This window comes from Pseudoclavibacter sp. VKM Ac-2867, from assembly GCF_015351275.1.
GTDB lineage: Bacteria > Actinomycetota > Actinomycetes > Actinomycetales > Microbacteriaceae > Pseudoclavibacter.
The window spans coordinates 668,059-674,927 of record NZ_JADKSL010000001.1 but is presented as its reverse complement, the minus strand read 5'-3'; the positions used below and the strand labels follow the sequence as shown (position 1 = coordinate 674,927).

The window sequence follows — 6,869 nt, the reverse complement described above, 5'->3', positions numbered from 1 at the left end:
CGGATGCTCCAGGAGATTCTCCTGGAGCATCCGCCGTTCTGGCGTGCAGCGAGGGCTGGTGCTACTTGCCCTGCGACGCGACCGCGGCAGCTCCTGCGGCTGCTGCCTCCGGGTCGAGGTACTCGCCCTTGCCGAGGACTTCGTGCGTCTCGGGGTCGAAACGGTAGACGAGGGGCATGCCGGTCGGGATGTTCACGGCGGCGATGTCGTCATCGCTGATGCCCTCGAGGTGCTTCACGAGCGCACGCAGGCTGTTGCCGTGGGCGGCCACCATGACGGTGCCGCGCTTGACGAGCGTCGGCAGCACCTCCTCTTCCCAGTACGGGAGGAAGCGCACGAGAACGTCCTTCAGGCACTCCGTGCGGGGCAGCTCATCGCCGAGGTCCGCGTAGCGCTCGTCGTGGGCCTGCGAGAACTCGCTGCTGTCGTCGAGGGCGGGCGGCGGCGTGTCGTATGAGCGACGCCACTCCATGAACTGCTCCTCGCCGTACTGGTCGCGGACCTGGGCCTTGTCCTTGCCCTGCAGGTCGCCGTAGTGGCGCTCGTTGAGGCGCCACGTGCGCTCGACGTCGATCCAGCCGCGGCCGGCTTCCTTCAGCGCGAGGTTCGCGGTGTCGATCGCGCGCGTGAGCAGCGACGTGTAGAGCACGTTGGGCTTGAGGCCGGACTCGCGGATGAGGCGGCCCGCGCGGGCACCCTCTTCGCGGCCCTGCTCGGTGAGCTCAACATCCACCCAGCCGGTAAAGAGGTTCTTCTCGTTCCATTCGCTCTGTCCGTGACGGACCAGGATGAGGGTCAGCGCTTCAGTCATGCTCCAAGCGTACCGAGTGGGGGTGGCCCGCGTGCGACGGCGAGGAGACGGAAGCTGAAATAGTCTCGTCGCATGCCATTGGGTCGACTCACACGCGGAACGACGGGAACGAACCGCCTGCGGAGAGTCGACCGATGGATCGCGCAGCACCCCGCACTGCAGGCCGAGCAGCGCCCGCTCGTCGTGGACCTGGGGTACGGGGCAAGTGGTGCGACGGCATTCGAGCTGGCGGATCGCCTCCGACGGGCCGCGCCCGAGGTGCGAGTGCACGGCCTCGAGATCGACCCGGGCCGCGTGGCGCTCGCCAGAGCGCAGCTCGCCGATCGGCCAGAGCTCGCGGGCCGAGTGAGCTTCGCCGTCGGTGGCTTCGAGGTGCCGACTCCTGGCGGCGAGCAGCCGAGCGTCATCCGAGCCATGAACGTGCTGCGGCAGTACGACGAGTCGGAAGTCGCCGAGGCCTGGGCCCGAATGACCGGTCGACTCGCGCCCGGCGGTCTGCTCGTCGAGGGAACGTGCAACGAGGTCGGCCGCGTGTCGTCCTGGATCGGCATCGACACGGTCGGGCCTCGGACCTTCACGGTCTCACTGCACACCGCGAGTCTCGAGTCTCCGCTCGTGGTGGCCGAGCGGCTGCCGAAGGCCCTCATCCACCGCAACGTGCCAGGAGAAGGGGTGCACGAGTACCTGAAGGCACTCGATGACGCCTGGCAGCGGGAGGCCCCACGACAGACGTTCGGCGCGAGACAGCGCTTCATCGCCGCGTGCGGGCGGATGCGTGCGGCCGGCTGGCCGCTCACCGACTCGCGAAAGCGCTGGCGCCTCGGCGAGATCACGGTCTCGTGGGACGCCGTCGCCCCAGCCTCCGGGGCGCTCGCACCCTCGTAGTCCGCGCGTCGGAGCCACGGCGCGGCGGCTAATGGACCTCGGGGAGGGACGTGCGTGCGGCCTCGGGCTCCATACCGCTCGCGATGAGCAGGTCGACGACGAGGGGCCTGCACTGCATGAGCAGGACCGAGTCGCCGAGCTGCGCCCCATGAAGGTGCTCCGGCTCCAGCCTGGCCGCCGCGATGAGCAGCGTCTGGCGAGACTGGTGGAGCATCGCGTCGTCATCGAGACCGAGCTGCAGCTCGAGCATCCCCGACTGGATGTCGCCGAGGAGATCGGCGAGCTCTTCGCGGTGGCGGCCATCCCACGACAGCGACCAGGCACGCCGCGCGACCACCCGGAGGTTGCGCGTGGCGAGGTCGATGCTCGTGCGCAGCTCCGCGATCCGCTCGACCCTCCCCCGATGGTGGCGCATGAACGGCGAGATCCGGGCGATGGATGCGGCGCTCTCGAGCTCGGTCGACCAGGCGTCGAGCGTGGCCTGCGTCATGCGCAGCTCCTCGAGTGCTGCGAGCCCCGCGTCGCTGTCTCCCCTGCGCAGGGCCTGCGAGATATCGCCGAGGGCCTGGGCGAGCGCGCCGATGAGCCCCTTCGCCTCGTTCTTCGCGAGCGCAGAAGCGTTGCGGGGGATGAGCGCGGTCGCCGCGATGGCCACCGCTCCCCCGATGACCGCGTCGAGGAGGCGCGTGTACTCGCCGACGCCCTGGACCGGGATGAGCTGCACCAGCGACGCCTGCACGGCAGCGCCGATCGCGAACCCGGGACTCGGGTGCACGAGCCGCGCGAGCAGGAGCACGACCGCGAGCACCACGGTCACCTGCCACACGCCGCGCCCGAAGAGCAGGAGCGAGAGATTGGAGAGCAGCACACCGAACGTGATGCCCAGGGCGGTGTCGAAGACACGACGCGGGCGAGCGTCGCGCTGCAGGCCGAGGCTCGTGATCGCGACCGTCACGGCGAGGAACGGGATGGGATGCCCGAGACCCCAGTGCGCGATCGCGTACGCGGCGAAGGCCGCCGCCGTGATCTGCAGCACCGCCGGGAGCGAGGCCCGCAGGCGGGCGAATGCGGCCCCGACGCCAGCCGCCGGAGCCGACACGTCTACTGCCCGCGACGCTCGAGGCGCGGCAGGCGGGGCACGTCCGCCGCACGACCTGCTGTCGGCGACACGATGGTCGTCGCGCTCGCCGAGACCTGCTGCCCGTCGGCGAGCTCCACGACCAGCGAGGCGTCTTCCGCGAGCGAGCGCTTCACGAGCGCCAGGGCGATGGGGCCGTCCTCGTGATGGATGGCGACCGAGCTGATGCGTCCGACCGTCTGCGCCTTGGCATCGCCCTCGACCGACAGCGTGCTGCCGGCCACGGGAAGCTCGCCGAGCGAGCCGTCGAGGTCGAGGAGGACGATCCTTCGCGGCGGACGACCGAGGAAGTGGACCTTCGCGACCGTCTCCTGCCCGCGGTAGCAGCCCTTCTCGAGGTGGACGGCACTGCGGAGCCAGTCGAACTCGTGTGGGATCGCCCTCGAGTCGACCTCAGCCCCCAGGCGGGGACGGAGCGCCGCGATGCGGAGCGCCTCGAACGCGTGCATGCCGGCGACGGGCAGCTCGCCCGCCAGTGCGCGGTCGACGAGCCCCTGCAGGCGGGCGCGCTCGAGGACATGGAGCTTCACGGGGAAGTCGGCGCCGGGGTGCGCGTCGACCGCGCCGTCGGCGGGGACGACCGGGAACTGCGAGTAGCTCCAGCCGTGCTCGGGAGGGGTGGCCCAGGGGTCGTTCCAGACGAGCGGCGTGCCGTTGGGGGCCGCCGCACCGAGGTCGAGTTGGCCGAGCGTCGCGACCACCGCGAACTGGTCGGTGACCTCGACGACCTGCACGTCGAGGAGGAACCGCATCCGGTTCAGCCAGGCCGCGAATTCCGGAGCCGACTCGTGCTCGGTGATGAGCCAGGTCGCCGTGCCGTCATCGAGCACGGCAGCGCCGTGCTCGATGTGCCCCTGGATGTCGAGGAGCAGCGTCTCAGCGCTCTGCCCGGGCTCCAGGGTCGTGAGGCGCTGCGAGGTGAGCGAGTCGAGCCAGGTGAGCCGGTCGGCACCCGTGAGGCGGATGACGCCGAGGTGCGAGGCATCCACGATGGAGCGGCCCGCTGCGAGGTCACGCTGGTCGGCCGTCACCTGCCCGTAGTGCCAGGCGACGCCCGCGTCGATGCCGACGCCCTCCACCGCGCCGGGGAGCGCGAGGAAGGGCGAACGGTACGGCTGAGGCTCGTCGGCGGTCGGCGCCGGCTCGGTCGAGACGGGCTGCTCAGTCAAGCTTGGCCAGCTTCGCCGACGCGTGGGTCGCGAGCTCCTGGCCGAGGGCGGCGATGTCCCAGGCCCACAGCAGCTCCCCCGCCACGTAGCCGTACATGCGAGTGGATGCGGTGAACTCCTTCGCGCCGGGCGCGAGCAGGACTTCCTCGGTCTTCAGGTCGATTCGCGGCCCGCGCGCGCTGCCGCTGTAGCGCTCGAGGAGTCCTGTCGGATGCACGATGGAGACCTCGAGCGGGAACGCCTGCTCGTCGTCGCGGAGCCCCTCGACGCCGTCCGCATCGGTGATCGTCGCGGGGGCCGTCGGCGGCAGGTAGCCGGGGCCGACATCGCCGTCGTCCCTCGTGCGCGCCAGACGCCAGAATCCGGTCTCGCCTGTGAGCGGCACCTGCACGGGCTCGTCGCCCGTGCCCTCCTCGAGCCACAGCTGCGCGGAGTAGTTGAGGTAGGGAAGCCCGTCGTGGCTGAAGCTCACACGCTGGCGGAAGGCCTGCTCGCGGACTTCCTCGCCCACCTTGTACTCGACGTGGCCAGTGCCCTCCCACACGCCGAGCAGCCAGGAGAGCGGCACGATCTCGGGAGGGAGGTCAGTTGGGATGTCGTACACCATCGGGGGTTTCCTCTCGATCCAGCAGCTGCGGCGCCCTATGGCGGGTTGGCTAGTTCTGACCCTTGAAGAGGTTCTTCAGCACAACCACGGAGACGAAGCTGATGGCGATGAGCGCGAGCACCAGCAAGCCGGTGAAGATGATTTCGATAACAAGCACGGTGTCCATGCCGTCCATCCTAGCCATTGCGGCCGCGCGCGAAGGGCGGCTCGGTTCAGCTGTGACTCGGTGTTCCGACCACCGCGTCGCCGCCGAGCATCGCGAAGCCGAGCGAGGCGACGCCCAGCACGACCAGGGCGCCGACCAGGCTGAGACTCATCCGCATGATGAACCCGTCACTCTCCTGCAGGCGCAGCTGCAGGAGGCAGGTCAGGCAGATGAGCGTGAGCATCAGGATGCTCACCCAGACCAGGTGCCGCGAGGGATCCGCGAGGATCGCAACGCCGAACACTCCGACCACTGCGGCCAGCCAGACGATGCCGATGCTCACTCGTTCGCGGGTCATTGCCCCATTGTGCACGCTGGAGCTGTCCCGAGGGTGCGTAGACTAGCCAGCGAGTCCGACCAAACATCGAGGAGGCCACATTTGGCAGACGTCCTCTTGTTCAGCGCCGGCGGCGTCGAGCACGCTCTCCCTTCCCTCACACTTCTGGCGCACCGCGTCCGGGTGCTCCCACCGACCGCGTCAGCCCTCGCATCCGCTCCCCAGGCGGACGCGAACATCATCGACGGCACGAGCGACCTCCCGAGCGCGAAGCGCCTGTGCGGCGTGCTCAACACGATCGAGTCGTCCGTTCCCGTGCTGCTGGCCATCACGGAAGGCGGCCTCCCCGCCATCTCCTCCGACTGGGGCATCGGCGACGTCATCCTGAGAACGGCCGGGCCGGCCGAGGTGGATGCGCGCATCCGTCTCCTCCGCCCCCAGGCAGCAGTCGAAGAGCCGAGCGGCACGATCGCCATCGGTCCCCTGACGATCGACGAGCACAGCTACACGGCCAGGTATCGAGGGCGCACCCTCGACCTGACGTTCAAGGAGTTCGAGCTGCTGCGGTATCTCGCCTCGCACCCCGACCACGTGTTCACGCGTGAGCGGCTGCTCAGCGAGGTGTGGGGCTACGACTACTTCGGCGGCACGCGCACGGTCGATGTGCACGTGCGACGACTGCGCGCCAAGCTCGGCGATCAGGAGAGCGTCATCGGCACGGTTCGCAACGTCGGCTACCGGCTCCTGCGCAACGGCGAAGCGGCACGGGACGAGCCTGTCCCCACCGGCGGGTCATCGCTCGACGACGCCACCACCCCCTAGGAGCACCGATGCCCGATCTCTCCACTGCCGCGTCGGCTGCGCCTCGAAGTGCGGAGGTCCGCGAACTCGCAGACGCCGCAACCGCGGCTGACGGTGTCGCTCCGTTCAACGAGGACACGCTGCTCTCGCTCGGCGAGCGGCGACTGACGGCGATCAACGATTCCGGCAGGCTCATCGCCGCGGCCCTCACGCGGGACCTCGACGACGGAACCGTCGAGGGAGAGCTCGTCGTGCATCCGGAGCACCGGCGGCGAGGCCTGGGCGGCGAGCTCTCCGACGCCGTCACCGGTGAGGCCGCGCCGGTCTTCTGGGCCCACGGCAACCTGGCAGGTGCCGTCGCGCTCGCCTCCTCCCGTGGCCTCGACGCCGTGCGGACACTCCTGAAGCTGGGTCGCCCGCTCACCGCGGCGGACGCCGAGACGGTGTCGGCCCCTGACGGATACTCGATCTCGCCCTTCGCCCCCGACGACGCCGACGACTTCCTGGCCCTCAACGCCATCGTCTTCCGCAGCCACCCGGAGCAGGGCGCGCTCGACGCCCCCGGTCTCCAGGCGCGGCAGTCGACCGACTGGTTCAACGCCGACGACTTCCTCCTGCTGCGCGACGCCGACGGCACGCTCCTCGGCTACAACTGGCTCAAGCGCGAAGGCGATGAGGTCGAGATCTACGTCGTCGGCATCGCTCCTCAAGCCGCCGGCCGCGGGCTCGGCCGCGCACTCATGCAGGCAGGCCTCGAGCGGATGCACTCGACAGGTGCCAAGCGCACCTCCCTCTACGTCGAAGGCGACAACGACGCCGCACTCTCCCTCTACCGCTCTCTCGGCTACGAACAGCTCTCGATCGACGTGCAGTACCGACGCAACCGTTCATGATCCGTTCGCGTGACTCTGCTGATCTTCACCGGCAGGAACCCCCGATTCCTGCAGGACAGGGACGAACTCCCGCGAGACTCGGA

At 69.7% G+C, this 6,869-nt stretch carries 8 protein-coding genes; 3 read left to right on the top strand and 5 right to left on the bottom strand.

Annotated features, from left to right (window positions below):
* Window positions 1–61: 61 nt before the first annotated feature.
* The gene (locus ITJ67_RS03015) at window positions 62–811 is read right to left on the bottom strand and encodes a phosphoglyceromutase (protein ID WP_104241936.1); all 750 of its coding nucleotides are present in this window, start codon (window positions 809–811) and stop codon (window positions 62–64) included.
* A gap of 72 nt (window positions 812–883) precedes the next feature.
* On the opposite strand from ITJ67_RS03015, the gene ITJ67_RS03010 reads away from it, so the two are divergent.
* Complete coding sequence (locus ITJ67_RS03010) at window positions 884–1,696, top strand: class I SAM-dependent methyltransferase (protein WP_194676671.1); 813 nt, start codon at window positions 884–886, stop codon at window positions 1,694–1,696.
* Between the two features lie 28 nt (window positions 1,697–1,724).
* Here the strand turns inward: ITJ67_RS03010 and ITJ67_RS03005 are convergent, their stop codons facing one another.
* From ITJ67_RS03005 to ITJ67_RS19565, 4 genes are all read right to left on the bottom strand, one after another.
* Window positions 1,725–2,795 (bottom strand): FUSC family protein, encoded by a 1,071-nt coding sequence (locus ITJ67_RS03005; protein ID WP_194676670.1) that lies wholly within the window; start codon window positions 2,793–2,795, stop codon window positions 1,725–1,727.
* Window positions 2,796–2,797: 2 nt separating this feature from the next.
* Window positions 2,798–4,003, bottom strand: a complete 1,206-nt coding sequence (locus ITJ67_RS03000; protein WP_194676669.1) for a YgfZ/GcvT domain-containing protein — start codon at window positions 4,001–4,003, stop codon at window positions 2,798–2,800.
* On the bottom strand, window positions 3,996–4,607 hold the full coding sequence (locus ITJ67_RS02995; protein WP_104242161.1) for an FABP family protein: 612 nt from the start codon (window positions 4,605–4,607) through the stop codon (window positions 3,996–3,998). The genes ITJ67_RS03000 and ITJ67_RS02995 overlap by 8 nt, the downstream gene beginning before the upstream one ends.
* A gap of 215 nt (window positions 4,608–4,822) precedes the next feature.
* A complete protein-coding gene (locus tag ITJ67_RS19565; protein ID WP_228496617.1) occupies window positions 4,823–5,113 on the bottom strand; it encodes a hypothetical protein in 291 nt (96 codons plus the stop codon).
* Between the two features lie 81 nt (window positions 5,114–5,194).
* On the opposite strand from ITJ67_RS19565, the gene ITJ67_RS19560 reads away from it, so the two are divergent.
* Complete coding sequence (locus tag ITJ67_RS19560; RefSeq protein ID WP_228496618.1) at window positions 5,195–5,914, top strand: winged helix family transcriptional regulator; 720 nt, start codon at window positions 5,195–5,197, stop codon at window positions 5,912–5,914.
* 8 nt (window positions 5,915–5,922) lie between these two features.
* Entirely contained in the window at window positions 5,923–6,786 is an 864-nt protein-coding gene (gene mshD / locus ITJ67_RS02985; protein ID WP_194676667.1) for a mycothiol synthase, read from the top strand.
* Window positions 6,787–6,869: the final 83 nt, after the last annotated feature.

Bases quoted from the DNA above. Each gene is read 5' to 3' on its own strand.
- ITJ67_RS03015 (WP_104241936.1), bottom strand. From the start codon at position 811: ATGACTGAAGCGCTGACCCTCATCCTGGTCCGTCACGGACAGAGCGAA.
- ITJ67_RS03010 (WP_194676671.1), top strand. From the start codon at position 884: ATGCCATTGGGTCGACTCACACGCGGAACGACGGGAACGAACCGCCTG.
- ITJ67_RS19565 (WP_228496617.1), bottom strand. From the start codon at position 5,113: ATGACCCGCGAACGAGTGAGCATCGGCATCGTCTGGCTGGCCGCAGTG.
- mshD (WP_194676667.1), top strand. From the start codon at position 5,923: ATGCCCGATCTCTCCACTGCCGCGTCGGCTGCGCCTCGAAGTGCGGAG.